This is a genomic window from Winogradskyella sp. A3E31 (genome assembly GCF_046720935.1).
Taxonomy (GTDB): domain Bacteria; phylum Bacteroidota; class Bacteroidia; order Flavobacteriales; family Flavobacteriaceae; genus Winogradskyella.
Window position 1 is genome coordinate 32998 of record NZ_JBHNWH010000008.1, and the last position, 18994, is coordinate 51991.

Annotated in this window: 20 protein-coding genes and 1 tRNA gene; 12 read left to right on the forward strand and 9 right to left on the reverse strand. The window is 37.6% G+C overall.

The genetic code is table 11. The annotated features are described in order from the left end of the window. Nucleotides 1-52: 52 nt before the first annotated feature. The 5 genes from ACFEMA_RS10930 (at nucleotide 53) to secA (ending at nucleotide 6234) form a co-directional block, all read left to right on the forward strand. Entirely contained in the window at nucleotides 53-823 is a 771-nt protein-coding gene (locus tag ACFEMA_RS10930) for an O-methyltransferase (RefSeq protein ID WP_411768240.1), read from the forward strand. 79 nt (nucleotides 824-902) lie between these two features. Further along, nucleotides 903-1589 carry an ABC transporter ATP-binding protein gene (locus tag ACFEMA_RS10935; RefSeq protein ID WP_411768241.1) on the forward strand — a complete coding sequence of 229 codons (687 nt, stop codon included), beginning with the start codon at nucleotides 903-905 and terminating at the stop codon, nucleotides 1587-1589. A gap of 161 nt (nucleotides 1590-1750) precedes the next feature. After that, a complete protein-coding gene (locus ACFEMA_RS10940) occupies nucleotides 1751-2326 on the forward strand; it encodes a cob(I)yrinic acid a,c-diamide adenosyltransferase (protein ID WP_411768242.1) in 576 nt (191 codons plus the stop codon). 153 nt (nucleotides 2327-2479) lie between these two features. Next, complete coding sequence (locus ACFEMA_RS10945) at nucleotides 2480-2701, forward strand: DUF2795 domain-containing protein (protein ID WP_008272287.1); 222 nt, start codon at nucleotides 2480-2482, stop codon at nucleotides 2699-2701. Nucleotides 2702-2874: 173 nt separating this feature from the next. Beyond that, entirely contained in the window at nucleotides 2875-6234 is a 3360-nt protein-coding gene (gene secA, locus ACFEMA_RS10950) for a preprotein translocase subunit SecA (RefSeq protein WP_411768243.1), read from the forward strand. Nucleotides 6235-6480: 246 nt separating this feature from the next. Here the strand turns inward: secA and ACFEMA_RS10955 are convergent. Together ACFEMA_RS10955 and ACFEMA_RS10960 are read right to left on the reverse strand one after the other, a co-directional pair. Further along, a tRNA-Leu gene (locus ACFEMA_RS10955) sits at nucleotides 6481-6565 on the reverse strand. Between the two features lie 15 nt (nucleotides 6566-6580). Further along, nucleotides 6581-6826 (reverse strand): GIY-YIG nuclease family protein, encoded by a 246-nt coding sequence (locus ACFEMA_RS10960; RefSeq protein WP_411768244.1) that lies wholly within the window; start codon nucleotides 6824-6826, stop codon nucleotides 6581-6583. 272 nt (nucleotides 6827-7098) lie between these two features. Here ACFEMA_RS10960 and ACFEMA_RS10965 point away from each other — a divergent pair, with 272 nt between their 5' ends. Further along, nucleotides 7099-8040 carry a ribose-phosphate pyrophosphokinase gene (locus ACFEMA_RS10965; protein ID WP_411768245.1) on the forward strand — a complete coding sequence of 314 codons (942 nt, stop codon included), beginning with the start codon at nucleotides 7099-7101 and terminating at the stop codon, nucleotides 8038-8040. Nucleotides 8041-8065: 25 nt separating this feature from the next. Further along, entirely contained in the window at nucleotides 8066-8737 is a 672-nt protein-coding gene (locus ACFEMA_RS10970) for a 50S ribosomal protein L25/general stress protein Ctc (protein WP_411768246.1), read from the forward strand. A gap of 85 nt (nucleotides 8738-8822) precedes the next feature. On the opposite strand, the gene ACFEMA_RS10975 is transcribed toward ACFEMA_RS10970, so the two are convergent. The 4 genes from ACFEMA_RS10975 to ACFEMA_RS10990 are packed head-to-tail and all read right to left on the reverse strand — an operon-like array spanning nucleotide 8823 to nucleotide 12299. After that, nucleotides 8823-9518, reverse strand: coding sequence for a peptidoglycan DD-metalloendopeptidase family protein (locus tag ACFEMA_RS10975; protein ID WP_411768247.1), 696 nt, complete (start codon nucleotides 9516-9518; stop codon nucleotides 8823-8825). A 42-nt stretch (nucleotides 9519-9560) separates the two neighbouring features. Continuing rightward, nucleotides 9561-11156 carry a hypothetical protein gene (locus ACFEMA_RS10980; RefSeq protein ID WP_411768248.1) on the reverse strand — a complete coding sequence of 532 codons (1596 nt, stop codon included), beginning with the start codon at nucleotides 11154-11156 and terminating at the stop codon, nucleotides 9561-9563. Nucleotides 11157-11191: 35 nt separating this feature from the next. Then, nucleotides 11192-11764, reverse strand: coding sequence for a hypothetical protein (locus tag ACFEMA_RS10985; RefSeq protein WP_411768249.1), 573 nt, complete (start codon nucleotides 11762-11764; stop codon nucleotides 11192-11194). Then, the gene (locus ACFEMA_RS10990) at nucleotides 11748-12299 is read right to left on the reverse strand and encodes an RNA polymerase sigma factor (RefSeq protein ID WP_411768250.1); all 552 of its coding nucleotides are present in this window, start codon (nucleotides 12297-12299) and stop codon (nucleotides 11748-11750) included. Before ACFEMA_RS10990 ends, ACFEMA_RS10985 begins: the two co-directional genes overlap by 17 nt. A 179-nt stretch (nucleotides 12300-12478) precedes the next feature. On the opposite strand from ACFEMA_RS10990, the gene ACFEMA_RS10995 reads away from it, so the two are divergent. Continuing rightward, complete coding sequence (locus ACFEMA_RS10995) at nucleotides 12479-13054, forward strand: DUF2911 domain-containing protein (protein ID WP_411768251.1); 576 nt, start codon at nucleotides 12479-12481, stop codon at nucleotides 13052-13054. Nucleotides 13055-13066: 12 nt separating this feature from the next. After that, nucleotides 13067-14152: a methylmalonyl Co-A mutase-associated GTPase MeaB gene (gene meaB, locus ACFEMA_RS11000; RefSeq protein ID WP_411768430.1), complete on the forward strand. Its 1086-nt coding sequence runs from the start codon at nucleotides 13067-13069 to the stop codon at nucleotides 14150-14152. Between the two features lie 2 nt (nucleotides 14153-14154). Here the strand turns inward: meaB and ACFEMA_RS11005 are convergent, their stop codons facing one another. Continuing rightward, a complete protein-coding gene (locus ACFEMA_RS11005; protein ID WP_411768252.1) occupies nucleotides 14155-15102 on the reverse strand; it encodes an NAD-dependent epimerase/dehydratase family protein in 948 nt (315 codons plus the stop codon). Nucleotides 15103-15210: 108 nt separating this feature from the next. On the opposite strand from ACFEMA_RS11005, the gene ACFEMA_RS11010 reads away from it, so the two are divergent. The 3 genes from ACFEMA_RS11010 to ACFEMA_RS11020 are packed head-to-tail and all read left to right on the forward strand — an operon-like array spanning nucleotide 15211 to nucleotide 18156. Continuing rightward, a complete protein-coding gene (locus tag ACFEMA_RS11010; protein WP_411768253.1) occupies nucleotides 15211-15927 on the forward strand; it encodes a glycosyltransferase family 2 protein in 717 nt (238 codons plus the stop codon). Next, nucleotides 15924-16547: a lipid-A-disaccharide synthase N-terminal domain-containing protein gene (locus tag ACFEMA_RS11015; protein WP_411768254.1), complete on the forward strand. Its 624-nt coding sequence runs from the start codon at nucleotides 15924-15926 to the stop codon at nucleotides 16545-16547. The genes ACFEMA_RS11010 and ACFEMA_RS11015 overlap by 4 nt, the downstream gene beginning before the upstream one ends. Next, nucleotides 16540-18156: an ArnT family glycosyltransferase gene (locus tag ACFEMA_RS11020; RefSeq protein ID WP_411768255.1), complete on the forward strand. Its 1617-nt coding sequence runs from the start codon at nucleotides 16540-16542 to the stop codon at nucleotides 18154-18156. The genes ACFEMA_RS11015 and ACFEMA_RS11020 overlap by 8 nt, the downstream gene beginning before the upstream one ends. On the opposite strand, the gene ACFEMA_RS11025 is transcribed toward ACFEMA_RS11020, so the two are convergent. Both ACFEMA_RS11025 and ACFEMA_RS11030 read right to left on the reverse strand, forming a co-directional pair. Then, nucleotides 18143-18712, reverse strand: coding sequence for a phosphatase PAP2 family protein (locus ACFEMA_RS11025; protein WP_411768256.1), 570 nt, complete (start codon nucleotides 18710-18712; stop codon nucleotides 18143-18145). The two genes, ACFEMA_RS11020 and ACFEMA_RS11025, sit on opposite strands and share 14 nt — an antisense overlap. Continuing rightward, nucleotides 18712-18939, reverse strand: a complete 228-nt coding sequence (locus ACFEMA_RS11030) for a hypothetical protein (RefSeq protein WP_411768257.1) — start codon at nucleotides 18937-18939, stop codon at nucleotides 18712-18714. Before ACFEMA_RS11030 ends, ACFEMA_RS11025 begins: the two co-directional genes overlap by 1 nt. Nucleotides 18940-18994 lie beyond the last annotated feature (55 nt).

Here is an 18994-nt window from a genome sequence, read left to right on the forward strand (position 1 = left end):
GTGAGAAGTGAGAAGATAAAAAAGGCTATAAAATTCTGTTATTAAAGTCAACATGCATCAACTAATTTCCTACATAAAATTTCTTTTAAAATCCACCAATCAGCATGGAGTGCATTCTCCGTTTATTTTTGATTTGGTGACCAAATGTCTCTATGACAAGACCGCTTATCCTGAATATGACCAGCTCAAAACCTATCGACAACATTTAAAGGGCTCTTCAACTGTACTAGAGATTAAAGATTTGGGTATGGGCTCAAAACGCTTACCATCCACAAAGCGAAAAGTGTCCTCTATGGTCAATACCTCTAGTAGTTCTATTAAAACGGCTCAGTTGCTTTTTAGATTGTCCCACTACCTGAATTGTAAGAATGCTCTCGAACTTGGCACATCCTTAGGTATGGCGACATACGCTATAACGCTCGGACAAAAAGAAGGACAACTGACAAGTATTGAAGGCTGCCCAAACACTTCGAACTTTGCAAAACAACAATTAGATTCTAAAGGTATCAGTAACGTTGAATATAAAATTGGCGACTTTACAGCACTTATTCCATCACTACAAACAGAGACTTATGACCTTATCTTTTTTGACGGTCATCATCAAAAAGCTGCTACGCTCAACTATTTTAATGCGCTACTTCCTAAAGCGCATAATGATTCTGTATTTATTTTTGATGATATCTATTGGTCTAAAGGTATGACCGAAGCCTGGGAGATGATCAAGGCACATCCTAAGGTGACCGTTACTGTAGATACCTTTCAATTAGGCCTTGTGTTTTTTAGATCCCAACAGCAAAAACAACATTTTAAAATTAGGGTGTAACAGATTGACAACTTTAACGTCCTATTAACTGTTAATTCCTGTATCTTGCAGGAGTTTTTATAGAAACTACGTCTAAATTATGAGTAAAAACGTTATTGAAATCCGAAATATTATTCGGGATTTTAAACTGGGCCAAGAAACTGTACACGTGCTTAAAGGTATCGACCTCGATATTAAACGTGGCGAATATGTCGCCATTATGGGACCATCAGGTTCGGGGAAATCAACCTTAATGAATCTTTTGGGCTGCCTCGATACACCAACTGCAGGTTCCTATATGTTGAACGGTAAAGATGTGAGTCAAATGTCGGACGATGAACTGGCAGACATTAGAAATACTGAAATCGGTTTCGTTTTTCAAACATTTAATTTATTACCAAGAACGACAGCTTTAGATAACGTTGCCTTACCTATGATTTATGCTGGGGCATCTAAAAAAGATAGAGAAATAAGAGCCTCTGAAGTGTTATCTGATGTAGGTCTTGCAGATCGTATGGATCATAAACCGAACCAACTCTCTGGGGGTCAACGTCAGCGTGTTGCCGTTGGTAGGGCATTGGTCAACAAGCCTTCCATTATCTTAGCCGATGAGCCTACTGGGAATTTGGATTCAAAGACAGGTACGGAAATCATGGCGCTGTTTGAAGATATTCACAAATCAGGAAATACCGTTATTATGGTCACCCACGAAGAAGATATTGCTGCACACGCCAAAAGGGTCATCCGATTACGTGATGGTATTATTGAGAGCGATACGTTTAATTAGTCTGCAGTTTTCAGTTGCAGTAATCAGTAAGCAGTCGCAGTTGTCGGTATTCAGTTACAGTTGGCAGTTAGCAGTTGGGCTCTAAGTTTCAATTAAAATGCTTTTTCAATTTTTCTCTTTCAACTTTTCACTTTTCCCTTTTTAACGTTTAACTTTAAAGCATGAAGATTTACACAAAAACAGGTGATAAGGGAACGACAGCATTGTTCGGTGGCACACGTGTACCGAAGCATCATATCCGCATAGAAAGTTATGGCACTATTGACGAGCTGAACTCTCATATAGGGTTGATACGCGATCAGGCTATAGACCCTATTCATAAAACGCTATTGATGGACATTCAAGATCGGCTCTTCACTGTAGGGGCTATTTTAGCAACAGATCCTGAAAAAGCAACCTTAAAGAATGGAGAACAGCGTCTTAAGATTCCTAAAATTTCAGCATCTGATATTAAAAAATTAGAAGACAGTATGGATAGTATGAATGCTGATTTGCCTGAGATGACCCATTTTGTGCTTCCGGGGGGACATCAGACCGTGTCATTCTGTCACATTGCGAGATGTGTTTGTCGCAGAGCTGAGCGTTTAGCGTCCCATCTTAATGAATTAGAACCATTTCAACCCGAAACCCTTATGTATATTAACCGACTCTCTGACTTTCTTTTTGTATTGGCACGGAAGTTGACCTATGAGTTACAAGCCGAAGAAATTAAATGGATTCCTAATAAAAATTCATAGGCCTTTAAGAATTAGATCGCAATAAAGCTTACATTTTTAGTGATTTTTCCCTTAAGAATTTACGTTCTTTTTATTATTGAGTAAATAATTTGATTTTTTCTTGACTATTTGAACTAAAAATTTATTTTTGCAAAAAATTAAACCGCATAACAAATGTATTGGACATTAGAATTAGCATCTTATTTAAGTGATGCACCTTGGCCAGCGACTAAAGATGAATTGATCGATTACGCAATTAGAACAGGAGCACCTTTAGAAGTTGTAGAAAATTTACAAGCCATAGAAGACGAAGGAGACTCTTACGATTCTATTGAGGAAATTTGGCCAGACTATCCAACTGACGAAGACTACCTCTGGAATGAGGATGAATATTAACATATAAAAAACACAACATTAAAGTCTCTTGCGTTATCTTAACTAAGAGGCTTTTTTTGTGTCTTTAGATTTTATAAAAGATATACAAAATGTATCTTTACCAGCCTTTTGGCTAACCAAAACTGAAATACAAACGCAGCAGGTCTAAACCTGTTGCCATAAACATATTAAACATGAGTTTTCTCGATTCTGTACTTAAAGTCTTTGTTGGAGATAAATCCAAACAAGATGTTAAGTCTATCACCCCTATTGTTGACAAAATAAAAACTTTTGAGAGTAGCCTCGAAGCCTTATCCCATGATGAGCTCCGAGCTAAAACTGAAGCCTTTAAAGCTAAAATTGCTGAAGCGCGTCAACCACATAATGACCGTATCACTGAATTAACTGAAAAGGCTGAAGCCACTGAAGATATTGATGAGCGAGAAGATATCTACCAAGAAATTGATAGTATCAAAGACGATATTTACACCCTTACCGAAGACGTCCTCAATGAGATTTTACCAGAAGCCTTTGCTGTGGTTAAAGAGACCGCCAAGCGTTTTGTACATAATACCGAAATAGCCGTCACTGCCAATGCTTTTGACCGTGAAGTTTCGGGAGCACACGACTATGTGAGCCTAGATGGAGACAAAGCTGTGTGGTTAAACTCATGGGATGCCGCAGGAAAACCCATTACTTGGGATATGATCCACTACGATGTGCAACTCATTGGTGGCGTGGCAATGCACCAAGGTAAAATCGCAGAGATGCAAACGGGTGAAGGTAAGACCTTAGTAGCCACCTTACCCGTCTATTTAAATGCCTTAGCAGGAAATGGGGTCCACTTGGTCACCGTAAATGATTACTTAGCTAAACGTGATAGTGCTTGGATGGCACCAATCTTTCAATTCCATGGTCTTAGTGTGGATTGTATAGATTACCACAGACCAAATTCGGCTGAGCGTCGTAAAGCTTACAATGCTGATATCACTTATGGCACCAACAATGAATTTGGTTTTGATTATTTGCGTGATAATATGTCGCACTCACCAGAAGATTTAGTGCAACGTCCACATCATTATGCGATTGTCGATGAGGTAGATTCTGTTTTAATTGATGATGCGCGTACACCTTTAATTATTTCAGGTCCAATTCCAAAAGGAGATGAGCATGAATTTATTGAACTGAAACCTAAAGTCAGTAGTCTTGTTGACGTACAACAAAAATATCTAATCGGAGTTTTAGCAGAAGCTAAGAAACTGATTGCAGAGGGAGACACTAAAGAAGGTGGTTTTAAACTACTCCGTGTGTATAGAGGTATTCCCAAGAACAAAGCCCTCATTAAATACTTAAGTGAAGAAGGTATTAAACAGTTGTTGCAGAAGACGGAGAACTTCTATATGCAGGACAACAACAGGGAAATGCCGAAAGTTGATGAAGCCTTGTACTATGTTATTGACGAAAAGAACAATCAGGTTGAATTGTCCGACAAAGGTGTTGAGCATTTATCTGGTAAGGACGATCCAAACTTCTTCGTGATGCCTGAAATGGGAACCGAAATCGCTAAGATTGAAAACAAAGGGTTGACACCTGAAGAGGAAGCTGTTGAAAAAGAAGAGTTATTCAGAGATTTCTCAATAAAGTCAGAACGTATTCACACCTTAAATCAACTTCTTAAAGCCTATGCGCTTTTCGAAAAAGACACACAATATGTCGTCATTGACAATAAAGTCATGATTGTTGATGAACAGACGGGTCGTATTATGGACGGACGTCGATACAGTGATGGTTTACACCAAGCTATTGAGGCCAAAGAAAATGTAAAAATTGAAGATGCCACGCAGACCTTTGCCACTGTAACCCTTCAGAATTACTTTAGAATGTACCGCAAGCTGTCTGGTATGACGGGTACAGCAGTTACTGAAGCTGGTGAACTTTGGGAAATCTATAAGCTAGATGTTGTTGAAATCCCAACCAACCGACCGATAGCAAGAGATGACAAAGAGGATTTGGTGTATAAAACCAAACGCGAAAAGTACAATGCCGTTATCGATGAAGTCACAGAATTGACCCAAGCAGGACGCCCAGTTTTAATTGGTACCACTTCTGTGGAAATCTCAGAACTATTAGGCAAAATGTTGAGTATTCGAAAAATACCTCACAATGTTTTAAATGCAAAACAACATAAAAGAGAGGCCGAAATTGTAGATCAGGCAGGTCGTAAAGGACAGGTGACTATTGCCACCAACATGGCTGGTCGTGGTACGGATATTAAATTGTCCGACGAAGTGAAGGAAGCTGGTGGTTTAGCGATTGTAGGTACAGAGCGTCACGACTCGAGACGGGTTGACCGTCAGTTGCGTGGTAGAGCAGGTCGACAAGGAGATCCTGGAAGCTCTCAGTTTTATGTCTCATTAGAAGATAATTTAATGCGTCTTTTTGGTAGTGAGCGTATTGCCAAAATGATGGACAAAATGGGTCTTAAGGAAGGTGAAGTGATTCAACATTCCATGATTTCTAAGTCTATTGAACGTGCACAGAAAAAAGTAGAGGAAAACCAATTCGGTATCCGTAAGCGCTTATTGGAATATGATGATGTGATGAATGCCCAACGAGAAGTGGTGTACAAACGTCGTCGTCATGCCCTGCATGGGGAACGTCTCCGTGTAGATTTGGCGAATATGATTTTTGATACCTCTGAAGGTATCTCCGAAACCAATAAGGAAGCGAACGATTATAAGAATTTTGAATTTGAACTGATTCGCTATTTCTCAATGCCTTCTCCAATATCTGAAGAAGAATTCGGGAAGTTAAGTGCTCAGGAAATTGCAGGAAAAGTTTACAAGGCAGCCTTTCAGCATTATCGAGAAAAAATGCAAAAAGCTGCTGATTTGGCCTTTCCTGTTATTGAGAACGTTTATAAAACACAGCGTGATCGTTTTAAGCGTATCGTGGTTCCTTTTACGGATGGAGTAAAAAACCTTCAGGTCGTTACCGATTTAGAAAAAGCCTACGAGACCAAAGGAAAACAATTGATTAATGATTTTGAAAAGAACATTACGCTAGCCATTGTTGATGATGCCTGGAAAACACATCTGCGTAAAATGGATGAATTAAAGCAATCCGTGCAGTTGGCAGTACACGAACAGAAAGATCCGCTTTTGATTTATAAGTTTGAAGCTTTTGAACTGTTCAAAGTGATGATCGATCAAGTCAATAAAGATGTGATTTCCTTCTTATTTAAAGGAGAAATTCCAAGAGAAACTGCCGATACTATCCAAGAAGCAAAAGCGCGTCGTCAAGAAAAAACACAAGAGCAAAAGGAAGAAATCCAAAACTTGGATGAACGTGCAGCTCAAAGTAGAGCTGCTGGTCAAGGAGCTTCTCGTCAACAGCAACAAGTTACAGAGACCATTGTCCGTGAACAACCAAAAATTGGACGTAATGATCGTGTGACCATTAAGCATGTGATGAGTGGTGAAAGCAAGGTAGTGAAGTACAAACAGGCCATTCCTTTGATTGATAAGGGGGAATGGGTGTTGGTGCAGGATTAATTTGTCATTCCCGCGAAGGCGGGAATGACAAAATTGGTTGACTGTATTCACCAAGATATATTTAAAAACACAATTTAATCATCCCTATATTCAGTAGAAAAAGATAACTGCTCGGAACAATGTCTCTTAAAAATTAAAGTGTTCGAACCGCAGACTTAAATTCACTGCTTCTTCGAATTACCAGTATTAAGGGATACAAGAGGAATAAAAAAAGGGACAAATCAAAAAAAAATGATTTGTCCCTCTTGGTACTCAAGGTGGGAATCGAACCCACACTTCCGAAGAAACTGGATTTTGAATCCAGCGCGTCTACCAATTCCGCCACTTGAGCTAATATTCTATAGACTTAATTATCTCTAATTTTTCTTAATTGTTCTTTTCCTATTCCAGATTTCCAATATTTCTCTCTTTTTCTAGCAATACTTCTTTCGCCTGCTATCTCTTCTGTAAATATCAATTTAAAAGGCCTATATGCCCTTGTCGTTTTTTCTCTTCCTAGTTGATGTCTAGCAATTCTATCATCAAGATTTTCAGTCATACCTACATAGATATAATTTCTTTTAATACTTGATAAAGCATAAATATAGAACATAATACATAAGAACTAAATCCATCAGCGCGCCTGCCTGTCGGCAGACAGGTCTACCAATTCCGCCACTTGAGCTTGTTTAAAAGCAAATCACGCCTCAGCGTGACACTTGTGCAATTTTGCCCAGATAAATATCGGGATGCAAAAATAAAAAATAAATTAGTTCGAGCAACTAAAAATAGTAGGTTTATACTTTATTACCTCAAATAAATTCCTAAATTTGCACCTCATTTTACTAAAGCATATTAATTATAACATTACTTGACTAAAAACTGATGCCTAATACAACAACTGAAGCAAAAATTTTTACATGTTCCCAAAGTCGGTATTTGGCAGAACAGATAGCTGCTGCATATGGTACAGATCTCGGTAATGTTATTACCTCAACCTATAGCGATGGCGAGTTTCAGCCTTCTTACGAAGAATCTATAAGAGGAACACGAATCTTTATCATTGGCTCAACACACCCAGGACCGAAAAATCTTATGGAAATGTTGTTGATGATTGATGCTGCTAAACGTGCATCTGCTCGTCATATTACTGCTGTTTTGCCTTATTTTGGATGGGCAAGGCAAGATCGAAAAGACAAGCCAAGAGTACCAATCGCTGCAAAATTAGTAGCTAAAATGCTCGAAGCTGCAGGAGCCACACGTATCATTACAATGGATTTGCATGCAGATCAAATACAAGGCTTTTTTGAAAAGCCTGTAGATCATCTATTTGCATCAACTATATTTTTACCCTATTTACAAAAACTGAACTTAGATAATCTAACCGTTGCCTCACCAGATATGGGTGGTTCAAAACGTGCGTATGCCTACTCTAAAGCTTTAACAAGTGATGTTGTTATTTGCTACAAGCAACGTGCTAAAGCCAACGTAATTTCACACATGGAATTAATTGGTGACGTGACTGGTAAAAATGTCGTCCTAGTTGATGATATGGTAGATACGGCAGGTACACTTACAAAAGCTGCTGACTTGATGATGGAACGAGGTGCTTTAAGTGTTAGAGCTATTTGTACTCATCCTATATTGTCGGGTAATGCTTATGAACGTCTTGAAAATTCAAAACTAGAAGAGCTCATCGTAACGGACTCTATTCCGCTCCAAAAAGAGAGTTCAAAAATTAGGGTATTAAGCTGTGCGAATTTATTTGCTGATGTCATGCACCGTGTACATCATAATAATTCTATCAGTTCTAAATTTATAATGTAATTAATAATAACTATAAACAAAAACAATGAAATCGATTACAATTAACGGATCTCAAAGAGAAAGCGTAGGCAAAAAGTCGACAAAAGCCTTACGTAATGCTGGTCAGGTTCCTTGCGTATTATACGGAGGAGAAGCCAAGCCAGTGCATTTCTTTTCGCCAGAGCTAGCGTTTTCAAAACTCGTATACACTCCAAATGCGCATACGGTTGTGATTAAGCTAGATAATGGTGACACTTACAATGCAGTAATGCAAGACATTCAGTTTCACCCAGTGACGGATAGAATCCTTCATATAGATTTTTATGAAATTTATGAAGATAAGGAAATCACTATGGAAATACCTGTAAAAACAGTTGGTGTTTCAAAAGGAGTGCTAAATGGTGGTAACTTAAGAATTCCATACAGAAAACTTAGAGTAAAAGCCATCCCTTCTAACCTCCCTGATTTTATTGAGGTAGATATTACACCAATGAAAATTGGAAGTAAAATTTATATCACTGAATTGAAAAATGATGAGTATAAACTATTACACCCTGACAACACTGTTGTTATGCAGGTAAGACGTAGTAGATTAGCTATTGTTGATGAAGTGGAAGAAGAGGAAGATGAAGAAGGAACTGAGGAAGGAGCAGAAGGAACTGAAGAAGGGTCTGAAGCAACTTCTGAAGCACCTGCTGCTGAAGAATCTAAAGAATAAATAAACATACTTTTTATTCATACCGAAAAGCATTCTCAATTGAGAATGCTTTTTTATTGACTATATATTTTTTGTTGAAGGATTTTTAAACCCCAATTTTCAAAAGCACATTAGGATCTGGGCAATTGCTTTTATAATGCTCCACATCATTTTTATTTGAAACTCCCGGATAATCCCCAATATGTCCTTCCATATCTTTTATAATTTGAAAGTGTAAATGCGGAGCATAATCTCCATTGACCTCAGCAGTCCCTAAAGTTGCTATGGTATCTCCTTTTTTAATGGGTTGCCCTACTGCTTTTCCTTTTAAAGATGCTAAACTCAAATGCCCATAAAGCGTATAGAACTCTATACCTGCAATGTGATGCTTTAAAATTATGGTAGGCCCATAATCCCCGTGATTGGTGTTGTTTTTAAAACTGTGGATTTCGGCATCTAAAGGAGCAAAAATAGCTGTACCAGCTTCAATCCATAAATCCAGTCCTAAATGAATATTGCGTTGGGCATCAGCCTTAGATGTTGTAAAATAGGAGCTACGTTGGTAGATATTACGTGTTTCAAGATAACCACCATAGGCCACTTTGGCTGAGTTTTTAAATTTGTAAGCCTCAATATAATTTTCTAAGCTTATGGACGAAGATGTATCGACAGACTCTAGCGCTTTATTGGATACCGAGAGGTCTATAAAACAATAATCCTTCAAATCTATTGAAGGAGATAAAACATATAATGGATCATCACTAAGATCCTCTAAAAATTGACTGAAATGTGAAACTGGCATTGTTTAACTCCATTTTCAGCAAAGGTAAGCGGAAGCGTAGAATTATTGCATAGTCACTGTACTGAATTTTGCATTCACAATAATAGATTTATTGCTAGATAGATTTCCGTCTGAAAAGGTATTCACCGATTTATCATCGGTTTTCTTTGGATGGGAAAAACGCGACCTGTTACCTGTGTACTGAAAATTATAGTCCCCCTTAGGCAAATTGACCAAGGCATCGCTGTTCTCCAAGACCATGTTGAGATTTGTAAACCCATCAGAAATACCGCCTAAATCAAGCTCACCAAAGCTACCGTTAATGATAGCACTACCAGTAAAATCGCCTATCGACACATTAGAAGAGTTAGAGGTTAAGTTAATTCTACTTACTGTACTAATATCAGCGTCATCTACATAATTCAATTTTAAAGCTCCTAGACTCCAGGTTTTAATCAGTACTGGTGAGTAAGACACATTGATGGAAGTGTTACTTCCATCAATGTGATCTGCTACTAAACTTGCATATTGTATATCCGCTTTAAGGTCGTAAATCACCGAACTCATCTTCAATTCCCCATGTCTAACGTTCATCTTGAGCTTTGCTTTTTTAGGCATTTTAATTTTAATCACCTTTTTAACGCTAGTTCTTGATTCCATACGTCTTTCTAAGGCTTCTTTTTTACGCACAAGTTGCTCTTCGCGACGTTCCGCAAGTTGAGAGCTACGTTCAGCATGTCTTTCTGCAATCGCTGCATCTCTCTCTGCTAAAGCTGCATGTCTTTCTGCATTACGTTCTATCATAGCTGCCTGTCGCTCCATCTGCTTACCAAAGCGCTCGCCCCAAGCTTCCATGTTTTTTTCGAAATCCTTACCAAAGCTTTCTCCAAATTCCTCACCCCATTTTTCCATCTTTTTAGCCCATTCTTCACCAAATTCTTCACCGAATTTTTCTCCCCACTTCTCCATGTCCTTGGCCCACTTACCTTCAAACTTTTTACCGAATTCTTCTCCCCATTTCTGCATTTTCTCTTGGTAGCCAGACTCCTCAAATTTACGTGCCCATTGCTTCATTTTTTCTTTGTACTCCTTGCCGTATTTTTCTTCGTACTCAGCACTCCACTTTTCTAGATAAGCATCACCTTCTTTCTTATATCTGTCATAGTCAAAATTAACAGACTTTACACCTTCTGGTAGTTCCGGAAGTTCTGGCATCTCTGGCATCTCTGGCATTTCCATGTTAGGCATTTTCGGCATCTTTGGCATTTTTGGCATCTCCGGAATCTCAGGCATATCGGCCAAGCGAATTTCTAAATCCCTAAGAGCGTGTGCATAATCTCCTTCTAAATGCCTAAAACTGTGTCCGCCTTTAGATGTGATTGAAATATAGTCTCCAGATCCAGTAATTTCTAGACCCCACTCTTTTAGTGCTTCTTGAAGTTCTTCCTTTGATAGTTTATCACTTTCAATATAAGCCTCAACCTTAACCGTGTTCTTGTTCCAGGTGTCTATTTCAATTTCAACATAATTAGTGTTTAAATCGATGGTGACATCCTTATTCGCATTCAACGATTTTGTTGTTTTATTTAATTTTTGCTGTGCAATGGCAACACTCGCCATTAAGCAAAATAGATAGATCAATAGGTGTTTTGTTTTCATAATTTTTTGATATTATACTGTTCGTTTTTTGATGTTTACACTGAGGTTTGCATTAGTGCGTCCTCATTGTTTAAGTTTTTTAATTGTTCTTGTAAATCGTAAAGTAAATTGAGCCTTAGCTTAAGATTATTGATTAAGGCATCAATGGTTAAGGGGTTTGGTCCATTGTCAGTCAGTTCAACATTAAGGTTATTGTATTCGTTCTGTAACTCTTCAAGCCTAAGAACATAACCATCAAAAACTTCCTTATTATCCTCAGTAACTTGGACTTTGGACAATTCTAAATTGATACTTGCCAAATAATAATCCTCAACTTTCTTTAGATCTGGCGAAACATCCCCCATGGTTTTTAATTGAGACTCTGAAACAATTTCTATAGCATCCTCTTCAACAGGAGTGGTTCCTATATAGTTATACGCTCCATAACCTAATCCTAATAGAATGACAACACTTGCTGCTACTTTCCACCATCCGAAAGACGATTGTTCCTCTGTCTTTGGCAAGGCTTCATCTAACTTTTTAAGAAATCGAACCTCATGGCCATCTGGCATGGTTTCGTTTTCTTGAGATGTGTTGTCTTTAAACAGGTGTCTAAGATCTTGTGCCATTTTGTTCTGTTTTTAAAATTGACTGTAATTTTACTTTTCCTCTTGATAATTGTGTTCTTGAAGCCACCTGGGAAATATCTAAAATTTCAGATATTTCTTGATGGTCGTAACCCTCAATTAAATAGAGCATTACCACATACCTATATTTTTCAGGCAATTCTTTAATTGCTGTTTTTACATCTTCTACGGTAATACCATCTTCTACCAACCATTCGTCCTTCTCATCTGTATCTACTACTTTTAGGTGCACCTCCTCCAACTCCAACATGCGTTGTTTCTTGGATTTGAGTAAGTCGATACTTTTGTTGATGACGATACGTTTCAACCATGCTCCAAATGTTACTTCCGCTTTAAATTGCTCTAATTTTGAAAAGGCTTTTATAAATGCCTCTTGAACAACGTCTTCAGCTTCCATAGTGTCGTGCACAAAACGTTTGGCCACACAGAACATACCATTACAATATTGATTGTAAAGCTTTAATTGAGCCTGCCTATCGTTCTGTTTGCACTTTTCAATAATGTCTGCTTGAAACATGCGGTAATTTTGGTTTAATTGGTTGTGTTCATTATAAAGACGACGAAAAAAGAGGAGTGTTGCAAATACATTTAAAAAAAATCTAAAAACACACTATAATCGTTAAAAATACGTTGTAATGGTCTTTAAATTTAGGGAATTCAATTATCTTTAGTTTTTAAATTAAACCACATTTTTACATGAATACGTTTTTAAAACGCCTTCTTATTATATTGGTCATAGTGGCTTTTGGGCTTTTCTTATACTCCTATTTTGTTGAAAATATTTTTTCCCCACGGTTAAGTCCTGCAGATACCGCAAAAATAGAATTAAACGAGCTAGAGCTTGAAGTTAAATACAACAGACCTTCAAAACGTGATCGAGATATTTTTGGTGCTTTGGTTCCTTACAATCAGGTCTGGAGAACCGGTGCCAATGAAGCCACTACCTTTTCCACAAACAAACCATTAAAAATTAACGGTTATGCATTGCCTAAAGGCGACTACACACTTTGGACGGTACCCATGGATAGCACCTGGAAAGTGATGTTTAACAGCAAACAATATCCTTGGGGTGTGGATGAAAAAATGGAACCTATGTGGGATCCCAACTATGATGTCATCAATCTGGTTGTACCAACACAGAATTTAGAAACCGTTGTAGAAGACTTTACCATAGCTTTTGATAATACAACAGGTGACTTAAAGCTCACCATGGCCTGGGACAAAACCAAGATCGCCATCCCTATTACAAAAGTAGAACCATCAAAACCTTAAAAAAGACTTGAAATTTTGAAGAATCCCAAACATAAACCCAATTCTGCGTTAAGCGAAAAGGAAGGTGTTTCAGATGCTGAAATTTTAAACCAAAAGTCTGCTGATACCATTAAAAAAAAACGTCAACAACAGCGTTCTATTCAAAATTTAATTGAAGGTATTAAAAAAGGAGATGTTGCAAGTCTTAGTCAAGGCATCACATTAATTGAAAGCACCAATCCCGAGCATGCCAAGAGTGCTCAAGACCTTATTTCCTCATGTTTAAGTGATAGTTCTTCTTTAAGAATCGGTGTTACCGGAGTTCCTGGAGTTGGAAAAAGCACCTTTATTGAAGCCCTAGGCTTGTACCTAATAAAAGAGAATAAAAAGGTTGCTGTGCTAGCTGTTGACCCAAGTAGCACCGTCAGTAAGGGGAGTATTTTAGGTGATAAAACCCGAATGGAAGAGTTAGTAAAGTCCGAAGATGCCTTTATCCGACCTTCACCTTCTGGCAATTCCCTCGGTGGTGTAGCCCGAAAAACACGAGAAAGTATTATCCTTTGCGAAGCAGCCGGTTATGATACTATTATTATTGAGACTGTTGGTGTCGGACAAAGTGAAACAGCCGTACACAGTATGGTAGATTTCTTTCTATTACTGAAACTTGCTGGTGCCGGTGATGAACTGCAAGGCATAAAACGTGGTATTATTGAAATGGCGGATGCCATTGTTATTAATAAAGCAGATGGTGATAATCTTAAAGCCGCAAAGTCTGCTAAACTCGAATTTCAGCGCGCCTTGCATTTGTATCCCGCAAAAGCATCGGGTTGGACTCCAAAAACGACTTTGTGCAGTGCATTAAAACACGAAGGTATTTCTGAAATATGGGATATGATTCAAAATTATATTAAAGAGACAAAAGCTTCAGGGTATTTTAAAGGTCATCGACACGAGCAAAATAAATTCTGGTTGCTTCAGACAATAGAAGAACGCTTAAAATCTGATTTTTTTGACACGCCAAAAATTAAAGAAGCTTTAAAAGAACAGCTAGATAAAATTGAAAAAGGGGAAACGACTCCGTTTGTTGCTGCCGAATATTTACTACAACTTCAGAAGTAATATTAGTTGTTCACTATTTCTTTCTTATACCAGTCCACTTGATGTCTTACACTTTCTAAAAGTGTCGTTTGTGGGTTATAGTTTAAGAGTCTCTGTGCTTTATCGATAATAGCTTTTGTACGCAACTGGTCACCTGCTCGTTTAGGAATTGTTTTTATCTGTATGGTTTTACCCAATACTTTTTCAACGGTATTGATACCCTCTTGAGTTGTGTGCTCCACTTCGGTTCCTAGATTGACAATCTCCCCATCTAATTCTTTTTCTTTACCAATGACACTGACTATCCCATCAATGATATCACCAACATACGTAAAACTTCTTAAGTGGGAGGCGCTACCTTCAAACAATGGAAAGGCTTCATCCTTTAAGCCCAAATCTATCAATTTGGTATACATTTTTTCAGGACGTTCACGGGGTCCAATTACGGAGTAGAGTCGCAAAGAGCAAGCTTTCATCATTTTCTCTCTACTTTTTTGCATCACCAATTGCTCAGCTGCCAATTTTGTAACCCCATAGTAAGAGGCAGGTTTAGGAGCAGTTTCCTCAGAAGACGTAGCTTCCAAACCATAAATAGAGGAGGTTCCAATATTTACAAAGAGCTTTAAATCTTTACATTTTAAAGCAAAATCAACGAGATACTTGGTCGCCAAAACATTATTGGAGAAGTAGTCCGTAAATGTTGAGCTTTGTGAAATCCCTGGTTGTGCTGCGAAGTGGATGATATAATCAAAATCTAAAGACAATGATTTAGACAAATCATCTGTTCTTAAATCCAATCTTTTAATCTCACCCCCTTTTGAAGTTATACCCTCTGCATTCTTTTCCTTAAGATCAGTACTGTAATAGTCAGAAAAATTATCAACCCCTATAACCGAGTGTCCAAGCTCGAGTAATCTTTCAGCACAATGAGACCCAATAAAACCGGCTGCACCAGTGATTAAAAACTTCATATTTATCTACTAATTGTCCTACAAAGTAACAGCATTTTTAGGTTTAAACCTACTAGGGCAAAAAGTATAGTAAAAAAACGATATTTTTGTGCCACAAAGTAAAAACGCATGCCTTACCAATTGACCATTGTTGTTCCTGTCTATAATGAAGAAGAAAATCTTGAACGTGTAGAACAGGAACTTGTACATTATATTGGTATAGCTTCTGTGCCAACGTCAATTCTTTTTGTCAATGATGGTTCAAAAGATAACAGTCAGGATTTAATTGAAACTATTTGTGAGCGACAGCCACACTTTAATTTTATTTCTTTTGAAGACAACCGAGGTTTAAGCGCAGCGATTAAAGCTGGTTTTGATACTGTGGAGAGTCCTCTTGTGGGTTATATTGACGCAGATTTACAGACGGCTCCAGAAGATTTCAACCTCTTGCTTGAGCACTCCTCAAAATACCATTTAGTGACTGGCGTTAGAGCGGATCGTAAAGATTCCTTTGTAAAGAATATGTCCTCAAAAATTGCCAATGGAATTCGGAGAAGCTTTACCAAAGACGGTATGGATGATACTGGCTGCCCTTTAAAAATCATCCACTCTGACTATGCCAAACGCATCCCAATGTTTAAGGGTCTGCATCGGTTTTTACCAGCGATGATCTTACTTCAAAACGGCAACATCATTCAAATCCCTGTACAGCATTTTCCCCGAATGGCAGGCACGGCAAAATTCGGGTTATGGAACCGACTTTTAGGACCATTAATGGACTGCTTTGCCTATTTATGGATGAAACGAAAGTACATCAATTACACCATTGCAAAACGCAGTCAATGAAAGATTACCTCGTTTATGGCATAGGGTTTTTAGCGCAAATTTTATTTTCATCGCGATTAATCATTCAGTGGGTTACTTCAGAAAAGCAACGTAAGGTCATTACACCTACTACATTCTGGACCCTTAGTTTAATAGCCTCTTTCCTATTGTTTATATACGGTTACCTGCGGTTGGACTTTGCCATTATGCTTGGCCAAGCATTAACTTATTTTATATACATTAGAAATTTACAGCTCCAAGGGCAATGGCAAAAATTTCCAAAAGTATTACGCTATTTTCTCTTTATTGTGCCCGTTGTCATTGTTATTTTTTATTACAACAACAATAAAATAGACCTCGAACTTTTATTTAAGAACGAGGCCATACCTACTTGGTTGCTAGTTTTAGGAATCCTTGCACAACTAGTATTTACTTTACGGTTTGTCTATCAATGGATACATTCTGAACGAAAAAAAGTATCAAGCCTACCCATGGGTTTTTGGGTATTAAGTTTGATTGGTGCTTCAATGATATTAACTTATGCCATCATTAGAAAAGACCCTGTCCTTTTTATAGGTCATCTGTTCGGTGTCGTCATTTACACTAGGAACGCCATTTTAATTCGAAAAACACGTGATTAAGACCATTCAAAAATATCCGATTGCTAGCCTTATGTGTTTTGCCTTACTTATGCTTGGCTTCTCTATTTGGGCAGTTCCTGTAAGCATTATGGAGGCTAGAAATTTTATTTCAGCTCGAGAAATGCTAACGGACAATAATTGGATCTTAACCACCATGAATGGCGAGCCTCGGTATGAAAAACCACCTTTACCAACATGGATTACTGCTTTTTTTGGGTTGGTATTTGGTATTAAAAATGTGTTGGCACTCCGCATCCCAGCAATACTGTGTATCGGTATTATTGGTGTGTACTCCTATCTCATTTCAAAAGCCCTGAAGCTGCCTCATAACCATAGCCTTAGAAATGGGTTTATTGTTATGACTTCATTTTATGTTATAGGAATCATTATTGAAGCACCGTGGGATATTTATGCTCATGGCTTTATGATAATGGCCATCTATTATCTCTTAAAGCAACTGCAATACAAGACTTCTGTACTTTATGGTATTCTATTTGCACTTTGTATTTCAGCATCAGTACTTTCTAAGGGTCCAGTATCTCTATATGCCCTATGTTTGCCGTTTCTTATGTCTTATGGTATTGTTTTTAAGTACAATGGAGGACTATTAAAAAACCTTAAGCTCTTAACGCTTTTTGTCTTTGGTATTGCCATTGGTGGTCTTTGGTATTTGTATGTTCGCATTGCTGACCCTATTACTTTTACAGAAATTGCCACTAAGGAAACAGGGAATTGGAGCAGCTATAATGTCCGCCCATTTTATTACTATTGGAGCTTTTTTACCCAAAGCGGTTTATGGACTATTCCTGCTTTTATAAGCCTGCTGTATCCTTATATGAAATCAAAGGTTTCTAATTTAAAAATTTACAAATTCACTTTATTCTGGACACTTTTGGCTGTGGTCCTTTTATCCGTTATTCCTGAAAAAAAATCGCGCTACTTAATGCCAGTGCTTATCCCTTTAGCCCTAAATATTGGGTTTTATATTGAATATCTTATTCAGCATTTTAAAACGTTAAGTTCAAAAAAAGACACCTATCCCGTGTATTTTAATTTTGGGTTAATAGGTACAATAGGAATTATGTTTCCTATAGCTGTCTTTATATTTATTGGTGATTTTTCTGGAGTACAATGGGTTTTATTTTCCTTAGCATCAATACTCTTAGTCAGTATTGGTCTTTTGATTTTTAAAAACATGCTACGAAAGCACATGAAAAACGTTGTCTATCTCTGTTTTGGACTTATGCTTGTTTTAGGAGTGTTTGCATTACCATTAATCAGTACTCAGCAACACGATGGATTTAAACCCATTTCAGAATTAAGAACAGAAAACCTCCCAGCTTACAGTCTAGGCAGTATTTCACCTGAAGCCGTTTGGAACTATGGTGACAAAGTTCCTTCATTAAATTCAGAAGAAGGCTTTACTATTCCTAATGAAACCTCGTTTTATTTGATTACGGAGTTTAACAAACCCTTGGGCGACTCATCGCTTTCTGATTTATATACCATTAAATCTATAGGTACTTATGACTTGAATTTTGCTGCGCAAGATCAAAGAGGTTATAAGAACAGATTGAAAAATGATGTGTACTTACTTAGTCGGAAATAAACCGTTTTAAAAGGTATTTATTCAATTTGTAGAACATTAAACCGGATAATGCACCGAAAGTTAAACCACAAATAATGTCTAAGGGGTAATGTACACCTACGTATATTCTGCTGTAAGCGACCACAAAACTCCAAAATATAAGATAGTAAATGATCCCTTTAAAATAAGTCCTTAAGACCAAACCACCGAAAATTGCTGCCGCCATGGAATTGGAGGAGTGTCCGGAAAAGAATCCGTATTTACCACAGCGCACCGCAATAAACCGTACCTGATCCATAATGCCTTCTGCCCTGCATGGCCTTGGTCTCATAAAAGTGTCTTTAAAGACATTGGTCATTTGGTCTGTAAAAGTAATCATGGCTGCTATGACAAAGACCATAAGTATCAACGGTTTTAATCCATACTTTTTATAAATTAAAAATAATAGCAGTCCATAAAGTGGTGCAAAGGTATATTCGTGTGTTACGATCAACCAAAACTGATCCCAAGATTCTGAGCCAAGGTTATTAAGGAATAAAAATAATTCTGTATCGTTTTCTAAAAGCCAGTCTAACATTAGTCGTCGTATCTTGCTATTTCCCTATCGTAAAATGCGGTTGCTTCATTGATGTAGTTCTCCATTTCTGATTCTAATTCCTTTTCATCATGAGCATCGAATTCTTCAAACCATTCGACTTCATCATTTTCAAGGTTGATGATAAACCTTGGGAATTCGGTATGAATAATAAATATAGCATCTGGGTAGTCCGTGTTGTCTCCAAGAATGAATTTAGGAAGTTCCATGTATTAGTTTAGAGTTTAAAAATTCAAAGTTATAAAGTACAAGTTTATTTGGCTT